The sequence below is a fragment of the Lentzea guizhouensis genome, from assembly GCF_001701025.1.
GTDB classification, from domain to species: Bacteria; Actinomycetota; Actinomycetes; order Mycobacteriales; family Pseudonocardiaceae; genus Lentzea; species Lentzea guizhouensis.
The window spans coordinates 1,556,197-1,575,266 of the sequence record NZ_CP016793.1 but is presented as its reverse complement, the minus strand read 5'-3'; the positions used below and the strand labels follow the sequence as shown (position 1 = coordinate 1,575,266).

Genomic DNA, 19,070 nt, shown 5'->3' with positions numbered 1-19,070 from the left:
GCCTGCTTTCACGCTCTCCAGGCTCGCCGATCGATGCTCGCCACGACGGGAACAGAACCCGTCGCCGAGGACGAACCACCGGCAAAACCGCTGTTCAACCCCGGTGCCCGAGTATCGGCAAGGCCCGGATCGAGGTCAGTTAGGCCGCTGGGGGCGAAAGAGCGGGCCCTTGCCTAGCCGGTCGCGGCATCAAGTCGCGCTACGGAGCCGTCGATGGGCAGGAGGTGGAAGCACTCGCGGCGGGCGGCCGAGTCGAGCAGGTCAACGCCTCGGTCGGGGTCTACGTGGACTTCGAGAACCTGGTCTGCGGCGCGGGCCGAGGGCTACCCGGTCGCGCCAATCCGGTTCCCTACGCGGCGATCACCCAACTGTGCCGCGACTACGGCAACGCCGTCATCCGCCGCGCATACGCGGACTGGGCAAACCCGCAGTTCGGGCGCTATCAGCAGGACCTGGCGATGAACGGCGTCGACCTGATCCAGGTGGTCCGCTTCGGCGCCGCCCGCAAGAACGCCGCCGACATCCGCATGGCTGTCGACGCGATGGAAACGCTGATCACCCACCCCGAGGTCAGCGTGTTCGTGCTGGTCGCGGGCGACGGCGACTACACCCCGCTGGTACAGCGGCTACGAGAGTTCGGCAAGCACGTCGTCAGTGTGGGCACCGAGGCCAACGCCAGCCCACGGCTGGTGTCGGTGTGCTCGGAATACAAGTACTGGGGCACCCTGGTCGCCCAGGTCGAACCCGAGCCGGGCGACCACCTCGCCGACGAGTTCGACATCACCACCGCCGAGAGCCTGCTGGTCGCGGTCATGGAGCAGGCCACCGTCACCAACCCGACCGCCGGGTGGGTCAAGAACAAGATGACTTCCCTGGACCCGGCGTTCGACGAGCGCAACTACGGATGCCGCAGCTTCCGAGATTTCCTGGCCCGCGTGGCGCACCGGGTCACCGTGATGGGTGCCTCGGGCGGCGACATCACCCTGGCCCTCACCGGCAGCCCTGACGCGGTAGAACAGGAGGAACACTCTTGAACTCGCGTCGAGTCAGACGTGATCTGTCAGGGCGCGAGGTCGTCGAGGCCGAATTGCTGCTCGTCCCATCGCCGGCGCAGTTCGACGAGTCGTGTCCGGTCGGTGACCACGACCTCCGCGCCCCCTTCGTCGGAAACACGGCTGATCAAGTCGAGTCCTTCCAGGAACAGCAGGGCCCTGCGCAGTCGGTGCGTGGGATAGCTGCCTTTCTGCCTGGCGGCGGTGACCTGCGCTGCTGCGGAATCCAGGAGGTCCGGGGTTCGCTGCTTCCACAGCTCGGCCAGTTCGGTTCGATTACACGTGGGCCGGGTGTGATCGGTGACGTCGAGGAGCAGATCGACGACGTCCACGGTTTCCCCGAAGACCGGTAAGCCCTCGAACTGAATGGGGTCCTCGCTCGCCCGGCGCGCGGGCCCGCGGCGGGCGCGCTCGGTTGCCACGGCGTCGGCCAGGACGCGCCGCTCGGCGCCCGTGGCGGTCGGCCAGGGCAGCAACCGCAGCCTCGCCCACAACGCGGTGTCGGCCAGCGACTCCTCCCCGGAGTGCGCGTCCCGATGCTCCTCGACGGCTACGGCCAACGTCAGCAACACCTGACGCAGCGACTCGGCGACGGCATCCCTGCGGATGGCCCGGACCTGGTCGACGGCCATGTCGAGGTACTGCCGCAGGACGGCGTCGAAGACCACAGACCGTTCCCGCCACTGCCCGTACTCCCGGTACTTCTCGGCGTACTGTGCCGCGCTGATCAGGTCCGCGTCCCGGTCGGCTTCAGCCTGCTTGATCGCCTCGCGGTGGTGCACACGGGTCTGGACCGCGCCGGACTCGATGCGTCGCAGCACTCGGTAGGTCTGCACCGCACGATCGTCGGCCAGCAACGCGGGCCAGTTGCCGCGCTGGGAACGGCGCAGCGCCTCGCGCACGTAGGTTTCGGCCGCAGTGTCGTCGTCGAGGCTGTAAGGAAAGGGCTTGCGCATCATGCTTTCCGAGACCTGAAGTGGGCAGACGTTCGAGGGTTCGGGCGGTCGTGGAACGTCACGGTTGCGGTGGAGGCGGTGTGTCCCAGATGTGCACCCTGTCCGTCGTGACCAGGGGCTTGTCGGCAGGCCCTTTGATGTGGGCGGGCACGACTCGCTCCTCGTGTTCGCATCCGCCGTCGGCGTGGGCGCGGGGGTTGAGGCAGGTGTTGCGCCGGTAGGGGCGGACCGGCCAGCGGCGGGTCCATTGCGGCGTGCGGCGACCGTGCGAGGCTGCCGTGTCCTCGGCGCTGGCTTGCGCCGAGGGCCGGTGGCGGGTGTGCACTCGAACCAGCTGCACGGTGCCGGGCCCGAGGATGTCGGCTCGCCTGTCGCGTTTGAGGCCGTGACGTGGACGGGGCACGGTTTCCTCTCGGTGAGCTGGGCGTTACCGGTCTGTCCCATCAGCTGCCAGGCGGTGTAGACCACGTGCGCCCACTGGCTTCCGTTGTCCGGATCGGGGCGGGGCAGTGGCTGGTCGAATCGCAGGACGAGTTCGTCGTAGGTCTGCAGCCGGGCGAATCCCGCGAGAGTTTCTCGTGCGACCAGGTCCACAGCGGTGAGCGTCCCGCCGCTGTGATTGTCGATGGCCAGAGGCCGATCCAAGGGAAGGCTGTCCCAGCCCTTGCTGCCCGTGGTCCAGAAGGTCAACCAGACGCCGTCGAACTCGGGCGTCAAGGGCGCTGCGCCCTGCGGTGTGCGGGGTGTCCAGCGGATCCTGCCGGGTGCTCCATCCAGGTCGAGGTCGGCCGGGCTCCACCGCGACCACGAGACGCCCACGACGGGAAAGGTCAGCCGCAGTTCCTCGTCCAGGTCGGGGGCCGCGGTGGTCCAGGGGCTGGTCAACGCTGCGGCGAGGTCGACATCGTGGCTGCCGATCGGGTGGGCGAAGAGCATCAGCCCCGCTTCGGCCGGCATTCGACGGGCCCGGACCGGCTCGTGGGACGGGGTGGCCGCTGCCGCGAGCGCCAGCGAGGTCATGTCCTCGTCGACCCAGTACAGCTGCGCCTGGCGCAGCCGTCGCTGCTCGCTGCGCGCCATCAGCATTCCGCCCATGATGTCGATGCCGGCCGTCTCTTCGGGCGGGCCGGAGATCGTCGGGATCAGCGGGCTGCTTCCGCCGACGACGCGCATCATGAATTCCCGGCTATGGGGTGGCTGGAGCACCTGCTCGCACATCTGAATGCGAAGGTCGGGCAGTTCGGAGGGATGCGGCGCGACCCACGCCCCCAGGTGGGCGGAAATGGTCACCTCACGGCTCGGACGTGCGTCGCGGTCGGCAGTCATGTGGAGCCCGTTCTTGGTCAGATACGGCGCAGAGCCCAAAGGACGCGGTCCAGAAGCGCGAGATGCTCGTCGTCGGGGCGGTGTCCTTGCAGAGCGGCCCTGAGCGCGGCGGCGCGCTCCTGGTCGACGTCCAGCGGGTGAGCCAGAAACCCGGCTGCAGGGAGATCCCCGATGCTGGGCAGGTACTGCGTGAGCGCGCCGTGGTCGACGCTGGGCGCCGGAGTGCCAGCGGCTCGGACCGGTACGGGCAGCGGCACTTCGGACCAGCGGCGCTGAGTCGGCAGGATCACCACGGCGTGCTCCCGTTCACGGCAGGACTTCGGTTCCGTCAGGAGCGGCCAGGTGCCCGAAGCCGTCGGGCTCGTTGCGATCGGGCCAGAAGCGGCTACCACGCAGCACCCGCAGGAACGGCAACACCGCGTCCCGTAGCCCCGGCGTCATCGCGATCGCGCAGCGCGACCTGGTCGAGTGCGGACTGCCGTCGGCGTCGAGCACGAGGGCACCGGCCTCGCGGGCGATGACGGCGCCGGCCGCGGTGTCCCAGGTGTGGTTGCCGAGCAGCACGCAGGCGTCGAGGGTGCCGTCGGCGACCCAGACCAGGTCCAGCGCGGAGGAGCCATACCGGCGCAGCCCTTGCGCTCGTGCGGTGAGCTCGCGGTCCACGGCGGCGCACAGCACGTCGCGCAAACCTTCGTCGGCACCGCTGCCGTAGTCGCTGAACCCGACCAGGGCCTTGTTGAGGATGTCGGTGGTGGAGGTGCTGATCGGGTCGCCGTCGCGGTAGGCGCCGTGGCCGTGGGCCGCCCAGTAGCGGTGGCCGAGGAAGGGCAGCGCGGTGACGCCGAGGACCGGCTGGTCGTGGTGGACCAGGCCGAGCGCGATGGCGCACAGCGGGTTGGCGTGCTGGTGATTGATCGTGCCGTCGATGGGATCGAGCACCCAGTAGGTGTCCGGGTTCCCGGCAGCTCCCGTCTCTTCCCCCACGAACCCGATCTCGGCGTGGCCGCGCGCGCTCAGTCGTTGCCGGACAAGGTGTTCGACGGTCTCGTCCACTTCGGAGACCGGATTGCGGTCTCCCTTGTAGCGGATGTCGCGTGGAGGGTGGCTGAGCACGTGCTCGACCGCGAGGTCGATCGCGGCGTGGGCCGCCGGCAGGACGGCGGTGAGGTCGAGTACCGACGACATGATTCCTTCGGGTTTGTTCCTGGCGGCACGGTGCGCCGGATGAACGAGCGGCGGATGCCTCGTCAGGAGTCAGCAGGCCACCACGGGTGCTCGCCGGTCAGGCCACCGACGCGCAAGCGCTCCGCGAGCCCCGCAGGACGCAGGTCAACGTGGTCGAGTTCGGTGGTTGTCACCCAGAGCGCTTCGCCGTGACCAGCCTGAATCGAACTGGGGTTGGTGAGGGTGACGTCGAACAGCAGCGCCAGTTCATAGACCTCGGGCTCCCCGCCTGCCCCAGGATGGCCCGGCAGCTCCACGGCAGCGCAGAAGTCCAGGTGGGCGATGTGAGAGTTGACTTGATGCCAAAGGATGCGCCGCAGGGCGTATTCGACGGGTTCACCGGCTGGCACGAGACCGCCGGGCAGGCACCGTGCGGTGGTGCCTGAGTCACGGACGAGCAAGAGGCGCTCGTCGTGTCCTACGAGGCCGTAGACGGCGACGAGCGGGCCGAGGGCGGGTGAGGTGGTGGTCATGGTGCTCTCACGATCGACGGACAGGGCGATGTCAAAGGTGCACGCCGGGTGGGGCCAAGCCGAGCAGTTCGTTGACCACCAGCGTCACGGCTGCGTCCGACGCGGCGGTGCTCATCGGGGCACCGGGGGCTCGTAGACGGCGGTGTTGAGCCGGGTCTCCCGGACCAGAACCCGCTCGACCCGCGCACCGTCCGCGCGGGGAAGGCCAGCCAAGACACTCTCGGCGACCCGACCCAGCAGCACCGCGACAGCCTCCACCGTCGGCCACGGCAGCCCGTAGGCGAACTGCTCGGGCACGTCCGCCGGGTGCTCGACTCCGAAGCAGAACACGCGGCTGCCCTCCGCGATCAGCGGCTCGATCAGGCGGTCGCGCGCGCCGAGCATCGTGGCGTGGTCGAGGTGCTCGTCGATCCACCGCCGCAGCCCGACCTTGAGCGCGCCGAACTCCACGACGGTCACCTCGGGATTCAGCTCCGGGGCGCTCACCGTTACTGCGGCCGACCAGGAGTGGCCGTGCAGGCTGACGCATTTGCCACCCAGGTGCGGCAGCCGGTGCCCGGTCTCGAACGAGTGCTCGACGGTGATCTTGTGCGGCATCAGCGGACCACCATGCGCGACCAGGCGGTCGACAGGGGCGATCGCGGCAGCATCACCTCGTGCATCTGCACTGAACCAAGCCCACTTTCCGCTGTGTCAGGCGGCCACATCGACTACCACCTGCGGTGGCCGGTCGGGGGTCGACCACCGCAGGCACGAACCCAGTCAACGACCCTGCCCGCCCTGATCACCAGAGCGACCGTGCGGCGGTTGCGAGGCGTCCACGGGGCGACACCCTGTCTGACCAGGGCGTTCCCGCTCTCGAAGTGTGCTGGCCCTAATAGGTGCATGGTGCGGCAATGCGGCACCCGACCGTGCCCGAATTGGGTGGTCAGTTACAGGGCGGCGGTGAGGCACCGGTGAGGCGACACCGGCCGTACGCAGCGAAAACGGGCGAGTACCCTCCGCTATGGAGGGACCGGAAGGAGGGACGAGCGATGGCAGCACGAGCGCTCACTCCGCTTGCTGCGGTTCGCGAGGCTGCCGGTTACACCCAGGAAAGTTTCGCCGTCATGCTCAAGGTCGAGCGCACCACGATCGGCCGATGGGAACGCGGCGTCCAGTCGCCCCAGCCGTGGCAGCGGCCCGGCCTCGCTCGCGCCCTGCAGGTCTCCCTTGAGGAGTTGGACGACCTGCTGCGCCGCACCGCCCGTCGCTCCAGCACGGCCACCTCGGCTGCGGTCCTGGCTCCAGGATCGGTCAGCGTCGAGCTGGTTCCGCCAGTGCCGTTCACCAGCGAGAGCTGCGAGCGCGAACCCGTCGCCGAGGTCGACGTCATCCACGCCGCCATCCCGCGCCTGCGCCGGGCCCTCGACCGACTGGACCTGCCCGACGACGGGCCGACCAGGACCCCAGCCGATCTACACGGCGATATCGCCCGCGCCAGCGATGACCGGCTGCAGTCCCGCTACGGCAACCTCGCCCGTCGCGTGCCCGACCTCATCACTGAACTCGCCCGCGCCGGTCAGCTCGGCGACGTCGCCGGTCGCCGCCACGCCGCAGCCCTGCTCACCCTGGCGCTGCGTGCCGCCGACGGGGTGGCCTTCAAGTTCGGCTACCTGGACCTGTCCGCGCGGCTGATCGACCTGATGCGCTCGGCCGCCCAGCTCGCCGAGGACCCACTGCTGCTGGCCACGGTGGCGTACGTGCGCACCGAGACCTTCTTCGCCAGCGGCGACCTGGCCACCGCCGCCCGCGCCCTCGAACTCGCCGCCGACCACGTACCCGACCTCGACACCGCCTCGGCCTCGGCCGCCTTCGGCGCCCTGCACATGCGCGCCGCGGTCGTCGGGCCGGGCTGGCAAGCCCGATCGCGCCGCCGACCACCTGCGCGAAGCCCGCCGCGCCGCAACCGCCGTCCCCGAAGGCGTCTACCAGGGCACCGCGTTCGGACCGGCCTCCCTACGCATCCACGAACTCGCCGTCGCCGTCGAACTGCGCGATCCTCTGGGCATCGAACGGGCGGCGGCGTGGCACCCGCCCGACAACCTGCCCGCCGAACGTCGCTCCCACTACTTCATCGACCTCGCCCGCGCCCAGCTCACGCTCGGCCGTCACGAGGACGCCTACCTGTGCCTGCAAGCCGCCCGCCAGGCCGCGCCCGAACACACCCGCACCCATCCCCAGGTTCGCCATTCGCTGTCGACCTTGCTGCGTACTCACAGCGCCCCGAGCACGGGACTGCTCGACCTCGCCGCCTGGGCTCGTGCTCGTTGATCCCTGCCCGGCCCTTAGTGCGGCACCAGCAGATTGGGCAGGTCGTGCAGGGAGTCGATCACCCAATCGGCGTCGCGACGCACCAGCGGGTCGTCAGCCCAGAGGTAGCCCCACGGGCCACGCCTGATCAACACCGTGCGGAACCCCGCCGCCTTCGCCGCCACCACATCGTTGTCCCGGTGGTCACCCACGTACACCGTCTCGCCGGGTCCGTCGGGCACCATCTCCGCGACGCGCGCGAAGAACTCGAGCGAGGGCTTGGCGACACCCCACTCGCCCGACGTCGCGACCTGGTCCACCGGCAGGCCCAGCGCACGCAGCAGCTCGGCAGCGCGGGAGGTCTGGTTCCCGGCCACCCCCACCCACAAGCCGAGCTCCCGCAGCCGCGCCAAGCCGGGCCGGACGTCGGGGTAGAGGTCGTTGTCCTCGATGTGCTCACCCAGTCCGGCCTCTTCCCGTAGCCGCCGTTCGCGGGCGAGGTCGAAGCCCGGCTTGAAGTACTGGAACGTCTCGGCGTTGTCCCGGCCGGCAGCGGTGACCGCACCCAACACGGTCGAGAAGGTATGACGTGGCACGCCGATCCAGTCGGCCCACGCACCCCACTCGCGCGAGTCGTCCAGCAACGTCTCGCCCACGTCGAACACCACCGCGGTCACCATGCTCCTACTCCTACGTCACCCACGATCACCGCGCCACAGAGGACTTGCGGCCCGCACTGCCCCGCTGACCTCGCCGCCGCGCGGAAGCCGGTCGAGCCGCCGCGTGGTCTGACGCCACACCGGCCACGCAGCCTGCACCGACGTGCGCAGATCGGGGCTGCCATCCTGAACCGATGAGCACCTCCGGTCCGGCCCGCGGTCGTGACGACTTGGGACGCGCGCTGTTGGCCCAGCACCCTCGTGGCGAGCAATGGCGACAGCTCGACGTGACCATCGCCAACCTGACCTTCGAGCAGATCACTCGCATGGGCTCGCTCGGCGAGGAGCGCGCCTCCGATCGCCAGGCCGTTCGGGACAGGATCATCAACCGGATCTCCGACCCCGAGCTGGCCGGACGGCTCGCCTCACGGTGGATCCGATGGAAGGACACCTTCGGCCTGCCGATGCCCGCCGAACTCGACGACCCGATCGCCGTGCTGCAGCACCCCTACCTGCTGGCCCGGCAGGCTTCACCGGACCACTCCGGCTGGCACAAGGTGGTCCTGCCCGTGTTTGACGCCGGACTGGCGATCGCAGCGGCAGGCCACGACGACACGGGAAGCGCCGACTACGAATTGCTCATCGCGCCGTGGCGGCAGACCTGCCTGCCCTCGCGACACACCGCGACTGACGCCTACGGCCCTCACACCCAAGCCGCCCTGCGAGTCCTGCGCCATGCCGAAGCCACGCCGGCAGGGGTTGTGCGCCGGATGGGTCGAGTGTGCGCGAAAATCGACGAGCAACGCTGGGAAGCGGCTTGTGACGCGGTCACCGAGGCGTCGATCGCGTGGGGGTTCCCGCTCCGGGCGCGCTCGCTGTACTGGGAGACCGTTCCAGCCGCCGAGGACGCCGTCGGCGAGTCACCCACAGACACGGCGGTCGTCAACGCACTGTGGGGCGCGGCGATCTCGCAGGCGTTCGCCGGACGACTCGACTCTGACACCAGCGCGCTGTTGGCCAGCCCCTGGAGGACGGCGGGACTTCCACTCCCTGGATGATCCACCTTGCCGCCCTCCACTGCAACGGTCAGGCCGCGCCTCTGCCTGACACCGACGTGAGGCTGAGCGCCCGAGTTGGCCAGTTGAGCGTGGTAGTTGGCCAGCGTGACGCTTGGCTGCCGTCGGTGCCGTCTCGCGGGGAGAACGGCCGAAACGCACTCAACGCGGCTATGACCCGGATGTTCGCGGGAAATCAAGTTGTGCACAACGGCAACGAGTAGGTCTCCGCAACGGAGTCGGCTGGGTTCTCGCGCACGATGAGGAACAATTCCATTATTCCTCGCTACCTCGCGGTGCGCTGCGTACGAGTCGAACTTTGTCCTTCGCTTCGGCGAACCTGGCCTGTTGGTTGAGTTGGAGACGACCGCCGTGCGCCTACTCCTCCTCCTCGGCGTCCTTGAGGCTCTCGTCCACCACGACATCGATGACCTCGTCGGCGGAAGGATCATCGATGTTGAGTTCGTCCTTGACCGTGGGCTTGATGTCCTCCCGCGTGGGGCGCGGCCTCGTAGGGGGCCAGTCGGTGATCACCGTCCAGGCCAGGGTGGCCACGCTGACGATCAATGAGCCCAGGGCCACCGGGTCGAGGTACTGGGTGGGTCGTTGGTCGCGTGCGCGGGCGTAGAGCGCGGCTTCGACCTGTGGTTCCAGTGCTGCGCCGTGTGTCTCGGCGAGCCGCCGGGCCGCCGCCCGCGCGCTCCTGCTGATGGGGTCAGTTGTCATCGGTCCTCCTCGGTTCGCGTCCCTCAACGAATGTCCGGATAGCCGCGGGCAGTGGTACGTCGGTCGCGCGAATCCACCGTCGTTCCACCTCTTCCAATCCCAGCCGAGCGACGACGTGAGCCAGCACGTAGTGCGACACGATGATCCTCGACGGCGGTTCGACGATGGCCAGGCTTTGGAACGTCCAGTCCAGTGCGACGTCCACGTCCCCGAAGTCCGCGGCGAGTCTGCCCAACTCCCCGTAGGACGCCGCCACCGCCGTCCGGTCGCCCAGCCGCTCTTCGACTGCGAGTGCCTCGTGCAGGCAGCGCTCGGCCTCTGTCCGCTGCCCGCGCTGCTTCCAGACCTCGCTGAGCACATGGTGGGAACCGGCGACGTTGTGCTGGTCGCCTACGTCCTCGAAGGCCGCGATCGCTTTGCCCAGCCAGCACACCGCGGCATCGCCGTGCCCGCGCTTGAGCGCGACGCCGCCGAGCATCTGATACGACACGGCCATTTGGCGGCGGACGCCCAGCGGCTCGACGATCGCGCGGTGCTGGTGGACCCACTGCTCCGCTTCGTCCACCCGGTCGCGGTGCAGCGCGAGCCTGCCGAGTTCGACGTATGACGCGGCCCTGGCGAGCGGGTCGCCCATCCGCTCCGAGACCTCGAGGGACATGTGGTACCAGACCTCGGCGGCGTCGAACTGTCCGAGTCGCTGCGCCACCGCGCCGAGCTGGTGCATGGCGCGGCCCTGGCCATCGTCGTCGCCGAGCTCCTCCGAAATGTCCCGGACCTCGCGGTGCCAGTTCTGCGCTTCGTCCCAGTGCTTGCGGATCTCCGCCAGGGTGCCGAGCGCCGAACACGCCAGCGCCGCGCCGCGCCGATCTCCTAGCTCGTCCTTAAGCTTTCGAGACTTGAGGTACCGGCCGCGGGCCTTGTTCCACTGCCCGCGCGCCTTCGCCACATCCCCGAGAGCACGGTGGGACCAAGCGATCCCGGCGCGGTCGTCCAGTTCCTCCTCCAGGGCGAGGGACTCACTGTGCCAGTTCTCGGCGTCGTCCCACCTCGCTCTGGCCGCCGCGATCTCGCCGAGGCGGTGGCACAGGGTGGTGAGGCCGGCCCGATCCAGAGAATGAGCGAGGATCCTGTCCCGGGCTCGCACGCACATCGCCTCGGCGGCGTCCAGCAAGCGGGCGCGGGTCAGCCGCTGAGCCTCCGCGCTGATCACGGACAGCCAGAGCCTGTCCGCGGACTTGTCGAGCGGTCCGGGGAAACCGTCCTCGGACTCCACCGCGCGGAGCACGCGGTCGTCCCAGGCGCGGGACTCTTCGACCATCCAGCGTCGATCCCAGTACTCCCGCAGCGGCTGGAGGATGGCGAGCGCCGGTAGCCAGAGCCCGTGGTCGAGCGCATAGCTGAGCAGGTGTCCCATCGTGCGGCGCAAGACGCCGATGAGCCGGTAGGCCTTCGCAGCGTCGATGCTCCGCGTCATCTCGCCCATCTGAGCGCCGACTGCGAGGAAGGCGTCGACGAGAAACCGTTCGGCGGCGGCGAACTCGTCCGGATCCTCGGCGCGCCACTGCCCTGCGAGGTACGCGGGCAACACGGGGTGAATGCCGTACCACCCGTCGCCCGCCGCAGTGAGCAACCCGATGTGGGCGGCTTGGTGCAGCACTTCCTCCCATCGGTTACTCGGGACGTGGCGAAACCGGTGCGGCGCGTCGTCGTCGGCGAACACGATCCCGAGAAGTGAGGCGGAGACGGTGCCCTGGAACAGGCACACGGCGGCCAGTAGGCGCTGGCCGTCAGGATCGAGATGCGACATCGAGTAGGCGATGCCTGCCAGCAGTCGGTCCTCGGGGAGAGCGGCGGCGCCGCGCAGCGCGCTGAGCAGGTCCGCGGCTTCGGAGGTCTCCAGGTGTGGCAGGACCAGCCGCATGCTCAGCGGGTGGCCGTTCAGCCAGATCAGCAGCTCACCGAAGGCACGGTCGGCGCGCCGGGCCACCGCCGACGGAAGCGGCGCCAGCAGGTGATCTGCGTACTGGACGGCGTCGTCCGGGGTCAGCCTCCCGACCGCCACGCGCTGCACCCCGCCCAGCCAGTCTTCCTGGGTGCGGCTGGTCAGCAGGATCGTGCTGCGGCCGGTAGCGGCCTCGTGCAGGAACTCCCGCAGTTCGGCGCGCCCGGTCTCGTCCAGCGGTGGCGTCGCGCCGGCGGGATCGGGCAGGGACGCGACGGACTCGAAGTTGTCCCACACCACCAGCAACCGGTTGTCGGCCAGCAGCGTCCGCACCCGTTCGCGCTGGGCCGCCCGGTCCTGCGCGGCGAAACCCGGGCCGAACACGCTCAGCCCGATCGTCGAGATCACGCCGTCCAGGCCGTAGGTGGCGACACCGGGCTCGAACGAGTGCCACAGCACCCACTCAGGGCGGTCGACGCCGTCGGTGTCGCGCCACCAGCGGCCGAATGCCTTGGCCAGGGCCGTCTTGCCGGTGCCCGCGGGTCCGTGCAGCACCACCACCCGCCCTTTCCGCGCGACGGTTTCCAGAGTGCAGATCAGCCCATCGCGCCCGACGAGCTCTCCGTCCGGAGCCCACAAATCGCCCTGCTCGGGCTGCTGCTCCCGCCCCGCCTGCGCGCCCGGAACGGGCCGAAGGTAGGGGAAGTGGACCTCGCGACGCCGGTAACAAACCGGAACGATCCAGTCGGCCAGCGGTTGCGCGCCTTTCGGACTGCGGCGCTGGGGGTGCGCCGCCATCCGCACCCGGCCGGCACGAACTGCTTCTCCAACGGTGTCACCGGCGAAAAGCCGTTGGTAGAACGCGGTCATGAACTCCGCCGCGGCGTCCGCGTGCACGGTGTAGGCCATCGCGACAACCGCGTCCGTGCCGCCGGAGAGCAGTCCAGCGGCGATCGTTGCCTCCACCTGGTCGCCCACCGCGCCGGAGCGGCAGGCGTTGAGCACCACCACCGGGATGCCCGCCTCAGTCAGCACGTGCGCGAACTCGGCAGCGGGCACGTGCTCCACCCCACCGCCCGCTCGCTCGAACACCAGGCTTGCCCCGCGGTCGGACGTCGAACCGTGGCCGTCGAAGTGCACGATCTGGTACGGGTCCGCGCCCGTGGCCCGTAATCGCTCGGTCAGGGCTTCTCTCGTTGGCGGGCGCAGAACCTCCACCTCAACCTGACCGCGCACCGCGCTCAACCGACGCAGCAGCGGCCGAGCGATCATCTGATAGCCCACGTCCCGGTCGCCGTCCGGCCGGGAGATCACCATGAGTACTCGCAGCCGCTGCCCGCCTGCCCCGAATGTCCCGTCCACATGTCCTGTGGACAGTGCGCGGCTCACGACCATCCCGTCCAGCGCGAAAGGTGCGGGCACGGCCGGATCGTGCAGCAGTTCCCAGGGCAGGCTCAGCCACGACGGGTCTGTCGAGCGCACCACCAGCTCCGCAGCCGTGTCCCGCGTCCGAACCGCGAGGTAGGCTTCGCGGCCCGGCCCCTGGCCGAACAGCGCGGCGAACATCGCTTGCCCCCACTCCGGGAGGCGTTCCGCGATCCGCAGGCCCCGCTGCTCGTAGATACCGAACGGCACCCGCAGGTAGTCCTCCAGATACCAGCGCAGGTCCGCCAGCTCACCGCTGTCCAACGGCGTGGTCAGCGCGACCGGCGCACCAACCACGCGAGGCGACTCCCCGTCCAGCCACGCCGACACCGAAGCCCAGCCCGCCGCGTCAAGATCAACCAGAAGCCGATCGGCCACCGCAGCGTGCCCTTCATCCGCCGTCCGCGCCGCACACTATACGGCCTGTGATCTTCAAGAGATCTCGATGTCGACATAGTGCGACTCGACGAACGGCCCCCGGCACCAAACGGTGGTCAGAGCCGCCTCGTCGGGATGCGCAGCCGCGATGGCGGCTCATCGGCATGACAGTGCGCTGGATGGCGGGACGTCCGGGCGAGCTTGGGCGGCAGGCTGGCCAACAACCATGCTCAACTGGCCAACTGAAGAGCTAAGTCACACGACGTCGCAGACCGGCGACGAGATCATTCGACCGGGTCGTAGGTGAGGACGAACCTGCTGTGGGTCTTGTCGATGGCAGGGCCTGCCAGTTCGCTGTCCGGGGTACCAGCCGGGTAGACGATGAGCGATGGCGTGTGCTGGTTCCGCTCGGGCGCCCAGGATCGGATCTCGTCGCAGAGGTACTCGGTCAGCTCGCCGGCGGCCGGGCCGTGACCGATCGCGCCCAACTCCCATCGCACCTCGTCGTCGGATTCCAGTCGGCGGGCGGTGAGGTAGACCAGCGTGTCGCCGTCGACCAGCGCCATGCGCCACCACCCTGCGACTGGATCGCACACCTCGGGCGGGACGTCGGCGTGGACCTTGATCCGGCACACGCGCGGGTCGGTCACGGTCAGGCGGAGCCAGAGCCCGTCATGCGACTCGTTCCTGCCGATCGTGGTCCCGGACCAGGTGGTGACACGCGGCTGGTCGAGCACCCCGTGCAGCGCTTCGGGGTCCACGGCCTGATCGCGGTCCCAGTGGAGCGACACCAGCTCGTCGGACGTGATCGCGCCGCTGAGTTCGCCCTCGCCGTCACCGACCAGGTACACGAAGCCGCACAGGTGGAGCGAATCGGACACCAGGCGGCCATCGGTGTAGGTGAAGGCGACGCTGCGTCCCTGGCCGCGCCACCGCAGCGGGGCGACCAACCGTCCTCCGGGCGCGAGCTGTTTCCACCACTGGGCGGGGATGTCCCACGGTGAGACGGTGGCGATCATGCGGTCGTATGGCGCGTGGTCGGGGTAGCCGAGCCCGCCATCGCCGGTAACGACGTGCACGTCGCCGTAGCCGGTGGCGGTCAGCGCTTGTGAGGCTTTCGCGGTCACGTCCGGGTCGATGTCGATCGTGGTCACCAGGTCCGCGCGGCCGGTCAACTGGGCGAGAAGACAGGCGTTGTAGCCGGTGCCCGCACCGATCTCCAGTACACGGTTGCCCGGTCGGACGTCGAGCTGGTCGAGCATCGCCGCGACCAGCCACGGTGCCGACGCACAGGACAACGACCGGCCGTCCTCGAAGCGGTGAGTGACCACCGCCTGCCACGGGTCGTAGGCGGTGGTAAGCGGGGCGTCGGGCACGAACTCGTGGCGTGGTGTCTCCAGCAGGACCCTTTCAACCTCGTTGAGCTGCGCGTATCCCGACTTGCGGACCCTGGCGACCATCTCCGCGCGCAGAGTCGTCGGCGACGCGGTGGTGGTATCGGTGTCCATCGCTTCCCTTCGTGTTCAACGGTCATCTCGGTGGCGGCCGGGCAGCATGATCCTGTACCCATTCACCCAGGCTTGGGACAGGCGGTCACTCTGGGTTGTTTGAACTGGACTGTGCTCGCCGGAGCGCGCCGAGAAGGCAGCACGCTCCTCTCGGTACAGCCCCGAGGTAGTCAACTGCGAAGGTGCTATGCCAACAAGCAGGTCCGGACGATGTCGCTGAGGCATCGCTTGGCTTGACCTGCACGAAAGCGAGGACTCGTCGCTGACGGTTTCCACCATTCGGGGTATGGCAGCCTCGGATGCTCGCGATGATCATCGTCGAGTGCTTGTGACACGAACCGCGTCGCCCTCTCAGCAATGTCAGGGCTAACCACGACGTCGGCATAGGCTGGGCCAGGTGATTGACCAATTGACCGTGGAAGCGGCGGTCGCCGATGCGCACCTTGCTGCGATGGAGTTCGATGACGCCCAGGCGTGGCTGCGCGCCCACCAGACCCTGATGGAGCCGCTCGCGGCCGAGGTCTGGGTCACCGACCCGACGTACAGCTACGTCCTGCTCGTGCGGCACCGCGTGCGCGGATGGGTACCGCCTGGCGGCAAGGTCGAGCCGGACGAAACGCCGCGAGCAGCCGCAGCCCGTGAACTCGCGGAGGAGGCTGGCGTAGCGGGCGAGCTGCTGCCTGTACCGGCCGCAGTGGCTGTCCGCTCCTTCCGTGCCGACTGGGCACCGACGCTGAGCCTGTCCTATGGGGCCGTCGTCAGTCGTGATGTGCCGCTCGGCGGGGAGACCGGGCAGCCGTCGAAGTGGGTCGACCTGGACGAGACATGGGAGAGCGTGTTCCCCGAGGACCGCGACCGCATCCGCGCGTACGCGCGCCGATTGGCAGCGGGAAACGTCGTGGGAGCGCGCTGAGGACCATTGCCGGTGCACGGTCAAAGGACCTGGTCAATCAAGCTCAGGGTGTCGTCGGGCAGCGTCACCAGGTGAAGCTCGTGAAGGAATCGAACCCACACCGGCTCCAAGCCGGGCTCTGCGGTGAACTGCTCCTCGCTCAGCTGCCCTTCGGCGTAGGCCGCGGTGCGGTGCGCGTACTGCTGGAGCTGGTCTTGGTGCAGCCATCGAGGGGCGCGCACCTCTTGGGCAGAAGGTCGGATCGGTCCTGACGTCTGGGCCCGGTAGATCCACCACTGATGGCCCACGCGGTCGCTGGTCGGCCGACGGCAGTGGTTGGGTCGCCATGCGGTCAGCAGCAGGTGAAGAGAGGTGACGGTCAGGCCGACTTCCTCGGCAACCTCAACGTGGGCGGCTTGCTCGGGTCCTCCGTGCAGATCGACATGACCGGCGACCGGTGCGATCCCCGCCGGGGGCCTCACCCGTTCGAAGACCAGCAGCCCGTCCAGTGAGGAGATGAGCACACCAACGGCCGCGTGATCGCAGTACTTTGTCCCGCTGCCGCGGCTGCTGGTCGGCGGCTGGGCGGTCAACGTAGTTCCCTAGGCCGCTGCGCGACCACTACGAGCCAGCTCGTCACGGTAGGCGTGTCGGGCTTGGTCAGCGAGTACGCCTTGTCGAGGATGTCCATCCGCTGAGCGTGCGTGAACTCCCCGTCGGGTCGAGCGAAGACCGGAATCGACAGCCACGCCTTCTTCTCGGCCATCGTGCTGTGCTGGGCGACGACCTCAGTGTCGACCACGGTCAGCCCGACGGCCGACAGGTGCTTGGTGATCGTGTCCAGCGGCAGCTTGTTAACTGCCTCGGCGGCTGGGGGCGGGGCGTAGCCGTAGTCACGGGCGGCGACCTGATGAATCAGGGTGTTCAACGACGGTCCGGTGTGCATGTTGGTCTCGTCGGGGTGGCGGACGCCGGCGAAGCCGCCGCCGACGTTGAACACGAACCGGCCACCGGGTCGTAGGACCTGGCGGACGGCGGCGAACACCTGCGGCACGTCGGTCTTCCAGATCGCGGAGTTGCACACCACGGCATCCGCCGCGCCGGGAACGTGGTCTGCCAGGTCTTCGGCAGGGGCGGTGACCCAGGACATGCGTGGGTCGGCCAGGGTACGTCGGCCAACGCGCTGCATGGCAGCGGCGTTGTCCAGCGAGACGACCTGGGCGTCGATCGGGACGAGTTCGAGGATTGCCTCTGCGGTCGCGCCTGCTCCGCCGCACAGGTCGACCACCAGGCTGCCGTCGGTGAGCTCGGCGCGGTGGGCAAGGTCTCGGCTGGTGGCCGCGTACATGGGAAAGTCGCGGGTGAAGGCCGCGTACGCCTCTGCGGTGGTGTCCTCGTCCCAGCCGAGAAGGGCATCCAGGGGTGCCATTTGGGTACCTCGCTTCAGGGTGCAGACCGGGTTCGCGGCGGACGGACGCGACGAGCCGGGCGGGGGCGGTTAGAAGAGAGAGTTCTGGAGGGCGGCGGCGGGCGACGCGAACGGGCCGAGAGTGATGCGGCGACCCTTGAGAGCGCCGAGGTCGAGCACGTAATTCACCTCGTCGTCTCCGTCCAGGACGGCCAGTACCTGGGTGCCGATGCACGAGACGACGGTGAAGCCGTGCTCGCCGTCGCGTAGGTCGTGTGGATACAGCATTCGTACACCGTCGGCGACGCGCATTCGGTCGCCTTCGGCAGGAGGAGTCCACGTCTCGAGGATTGCCGGGATGTCTACGGCGGCGAGTGCGTCGGCGGCGCGGGCGACGTGGTGGTCGTGGGTCGCGCTCGGGGTGGACAGGTCGGTCAGGTTGGCCAGCGCCTTGAGCTTGGTTGAGGCCCGGACGGTTTGGGGCATCTGCAGGCTGCGGGTGATGGCGTCTTCGAGGTGGCGTACGGCCCGGCCGTCGGGGCTCTTGGCCAGGTAGGTGGCGATCAGGGCGCCCTGTTCGTCGAGGCGGGATTGCTTGCGTGGTTCGGCTGCGGTGCCGACCTTGGGGGCGCCATCGGCGAAGGTGGCGAGGTAGAGCCAGTGCGGTTGGTCCATGTACTGGCGAAGTGCTTCGGGGACGTTGCCGTCCTGGTGGAACCGGTGGGCGAAGCGGAACTCGTCCTGGCGGAAGCACCGGCCGCACTGGTCGCTCTGCTCGGTCGGCGCGCGGTTGGGGCAGGCGAGGGCCTCGACGCGCACAGTGTCGGCGAACTGATACCGGCCGGTGCACCACCGGCCGGTATCAACCGCAAAGCCGAGTCGTTGGTTCATGATTTCGGTGTAGACCAGCGGCCCGTCGGGCGGCGGGGCCAGCAGCAGCCGGGGATCTCCTGTCGCCCAGGTGATGCCGTGGCACACGTACTCGCCGTCGGTCGGTCGGGTCACTGGCATGGTGCGTTCCTCGTGGTGGCTGCGGGCAGGGTTAGATCGCGAGCTGGAGACGGTCGGCGAGCGCCTCGGCGGCGGTCTTGAAGACCGCGTCGCGGTCCATGTCGGTCACGTCCATCGACAGCCATCCGCTGCGCTTCTCGTGCTCGCGCAGCTTCGCGAGAACGACGTCCTGGTAGCGGATGAAGTCCTCGTCCGCGCCACCGGAGTGGCCGGTTTCCAGGGAGCTGAACTCGCCCTTGCGGGCGAGCGCGTCGCGGGCGCCGATGCGCAGGAAGAAGACCAGGTCGGGTTCGGTGAGGTGGGCGAAGACCTGCTCGGCCAAACTGGTGGAGACGTCGGGATTCACCGCGTAGCGAGCGAGGATCTTGTGGTGGGCGTTGTCGAGGATCACGTGTGTTCCGGCGGCGAGAGCGGGTTGGATGACGAGTTTGTCCTGGAGGGTGTACCAGGCGGCCAGCGCCAGCAGCCAGTAGTGGTCGCCGCACGCTTGGGCGACGCGGGCGTCGCGGCGGTAGACGAGCGCGTTGAGCCGATCGACGTAGGCGGACAACTCCGGGTCCATCGGGACTTCGGTGCTGTGCTTGCCGATCAGGATTGCTTCGTGGCCGGCCTCGTTGAGCGCTTGGTGCAGGCGGGCGGCGAGGGTGGACTTGCCCGCGCCGTCGATACCGACCACCGTGATCTCCCGCCCGCGCGCAGGGTTGAAGAAAGGTGCTGCGTTCGTCATGTGGTGCCCTCCAAGG

The 19,070-nt window shown here is 69.0% G+C and carries 18 protein-coding genes and 1 pseudogene; 4 read left to right on the top strand and 15 right to left on the bottom strand.

Translation table 11 applies throughout. From position 1 onward, the window contains the following. Nucleotides 1–224: 224 nt before the first annotated feature. Nucleotides 225–1,034 (top strand): NYN domain-containing protein, encoded by an 810-nt coding sequence (locus tag BBK82_RS08030; RefSeq protein ID WP_065914432.1) that lies wholly within the window; start codon nucleotides 225–227, stop codon nucleotides 1,032–1,034. Nucleotides 1,035–1,060: 26 nt separating this feature from the next. Here BBK82_RS08030 and BBK82_RS08025 read toward each other — a convergent pair whose 3' ends face one another. From BBK82_RS08025 to BBK82_RS08005, 5 genes are all read right to left on the bottom strand, one after another. Further along, complete coding sequence (locus BBK82_RS08025; protein ID WP_154697165.1) at nucleotides 1,061–3,334, bottom strand: hypothetical protein; 2,274 nt, start codon at nucleotides 3,332–3,334, stop codon at nucleotides 1,061–1,063. 17 nt (nucleotides 3,335–3,351) lie between these two features. Beyond that, the gene (locus BBK82_RS08020) at nucleotides 3,352–3,627 is read right to left on the bottom strand and encodes a hypothetical protein (protein ID WP_065914430.1); all 276 of its coding nucleotides are present in this window, start codon (nucleotides 3,625–3,627) and stop codon (nucleotides 3,352–3,354) included. A gap of 13 nt (nucleotides 3,628–3,640) precedes the next feature. Then, a complete protein-coding gene (locus BBK82_RS08015; RefSeq protein ID WP_065914429.1) occupies nucleotides 3,641–4,519 on the bottom strand; it encodes an inositol monophosphatase family protein in 879 nt (292 codons plus the stop codon). Between the two features lie 62 nt (nucleotides 4,520–4,581). Then, nucleotides 4,582–5,031: an NUDIX domain-containing protein gene (locus BBK82_RS08010; protein WP_065914428.1), complete on the bottom strand. Its 450-nt coding sequence runs from the start codon at nucleotides 5,029–5,031 to the stop codon at nucleotides 4,582–4,584. A gap of 111 nt (nucleotides 5,032–5,142) precedes the next feature. Beyond that, on the bottom strand, nucleotides 5,143–5,628 hold the full coding sequence (locus tag BBK82_RS08005; RefSeq protein WP_065914427.1) for a 6-pyruvoyl trahydropterin synthase family protein: 486 nt from the start codon (nucleotides 5,626–5,628) through the stop codon (nucleotides 5,143–5,145). A gap of 299 nt (nucleotides 5,629–5,927) precedes the next feature. Between BBK82_RS08005 and BBK82_RS56215 the strand changes: the two are divergent. Then, nucleotides 5,928–6,203, top strand: a pseudogene (locus BBK82_RS56215) (helix-turn-helix transcriptional regulator); the annotation flags it as partial. Nucleotides 6,204–6,488: 285 nt separating this feature from the next. Here the strand turns inward: BBK82_RS56215 and BBK82_RS08000 are convergent. From BBK82_RS08000 to BBK82_RS07990, 3 genes are all read right to left on the bottom strand, one after another. Next, nucleotides 6,489–6,848: a hypothetical protein gene (locus BBK82_RS08000; RefSeq protein ID WP_154697164.1), complete on the bottom strand. Its 360-nt coding sequence runs from the start codon at nucleotides 6,846–6,848 to the stop codon at nucleotides 6,489–6,491. A 181-nt stretch (nucleotides 6,849–7,029) separates the two neighbouring features. Further along, nucleotides 7,030–7,263, bottom strand: a complete 234-nt coding sequence (locus tag BBK82_RS07995; RefSeq protein WP_065914425.1) for a hypothetical protein — start codon at nucleotides 7,261–7,263, stop codon at nucleotides 7,030–7,032. 95 nt (nucleotides 7,264–7,358) lie between these two features. Continuing rightward, nucleotides 7,359–8,003: an HAD family hydrolase gene (locus BBK82_RS07990; protein WP_065914424.1), complete on the bottom strand. Its 645-nt coding sequence runs from the start codon at nucleotides 8,001–8,003 to the stop codon at nucleotides 7,359–7,361. Between the two features lie 173 nt (nucleotides 8,004–8,176). On the opposite strand from BBK82_RS07990, the gene BBK82_RS07985 reads away from it, so the two are divergent. Beyond that, complete coding sequence (locus BBK82_RS07985; RefSeq protein WP_154697163.1) at nucleotides 8,177–9,040, top strand: hypothetical protein; 864 nt, start codon at nucleotides 8,177–8,179, stop codon at nucleotides 9,038–9,040. A 375-nt stretch (nucleotides 9,041–9,415) separates the two neighbouring features. Here the strand turns inward: BBK82_RS07985 and BBK82_RS07980 are convergent, their stop codons facing one another. The 3 genes from BBK82_RS07980 to fxlM form a co-directional block, all read right to left on the bottom strand. After that, complete coding sequence (locus tag BBK82_RS07980; RefSeq protein ID WP_065914422.1) at nucleotides 9,416–9,763, bottom strand: hypothetical protein; 348 nt, start codon at nucleotides 9,761–9,763, stop codon at nucleotides 9,416–9,418. Continuing rightward, nucleotides 9,753–13,508 carry a tetratricopeptide repeat protein gene (locus tag BBK82_RS07975; RefSeq protein WP_154697162.1) on the bottom strand — a complete coding sequence of 1,252 codons (3,756 nt, stop codon included), beginning with the start codon at nucleotides 13,506–13,508 and terminating at the stop codon, nucleotides 9,753–9,755. The genes BBK82_RS07980 and BBK82_RS07975 overlap by 11 nt, the downstream gene beginning before the upstream one ends. Before the next feature lie 284 nt (nucleotides 13,509–13,792). Continuing rightward, a complete protein-coding gene (fxlM, locus tag BBK82_RS07970) occupies nucleotides 13,793–15,016 on the bottom strand; it encodes a methyltransferase, FxLD system (protein WP_065914420.1) in 1,224 nt (407 codons plus the stop codon). A 415-nt stretch (nucleotides 15,017–15,431) separates the two neighbouring features. Between fxlM and BBK82_RS07965 the strand changes: the two genes are divergently transcribed. Beyond that, a complete protein-coding gene (locus BBK82_RS07965; RefSeq protein ID WP_065920903.1) occupies nucleotides 15,432–15,929 on the top strand; it encodes an NUDIX domain-containing protein in 498 nt (165 codons plus the stop codon). A 20-nt stretch (nucleotides 15,930–15,949) separates the two neighbouring features. On the opposite strand, the gene BBK82_RS07960 is transcribed toward BBK82_RS07965, so the two are convergent. From BBK82_RS07960 to BBK82_RS07945, 4 genes are all read right to left on the bottom strand, one after another. After that, entirely contained in the window at nucleotides 15,950–16,501 is a 552-nt protein-coding gene (locus BBK82_RS07960) for an NUDIX hydrolase (protein WP_065914419.1), read from the bottom strand. Beyond that, nucleotides 16,498–17,337, bottom strand: coding sequence for a class I SAM-dependent methyltransferase (locus BBK82_RS07955; RefSeq protein ID WP_065914418.1), 840 nt, complete (start codon nucleotides 17,335–17,337; stop codon nucleotides 16,498–16,500). The genes BBK82_RS07960 and BBK82_RS07955 overlap by 4 nt, the downstream gene beginning before the upstream one ends. 69 nt (nucleotides 17,338–17,406) lie before the next feature. Next, nucleotides 17,407–18,327 (bottom strand): DUF2797 domain-containing protein, encoded by a 921-nt coding sequence (locus BBK82_RS07950; RefSeq protein ID WP_065914417.1) that lies wholly within the window; start codon nucleotides 18,325–18,327, stop codon nucleotides 17,407–17,409. Nucleotides 18,328–18,358: 31 nt separating this feature from the next. Beyond that, nucleotides 18,359–19,054, bottom strand: a complete 696-nt coding sequence (locus BBK82_RS07945) for a dTMP kinase (RefSeq protein WP_065914416.1) — start codon at nucleotides 19,052–19,054, stop codon at nucleotides 18,359–18,361. Between the last annotated feature and the right edge of the window lie 16 nt (nucleotides 19,055–19,070).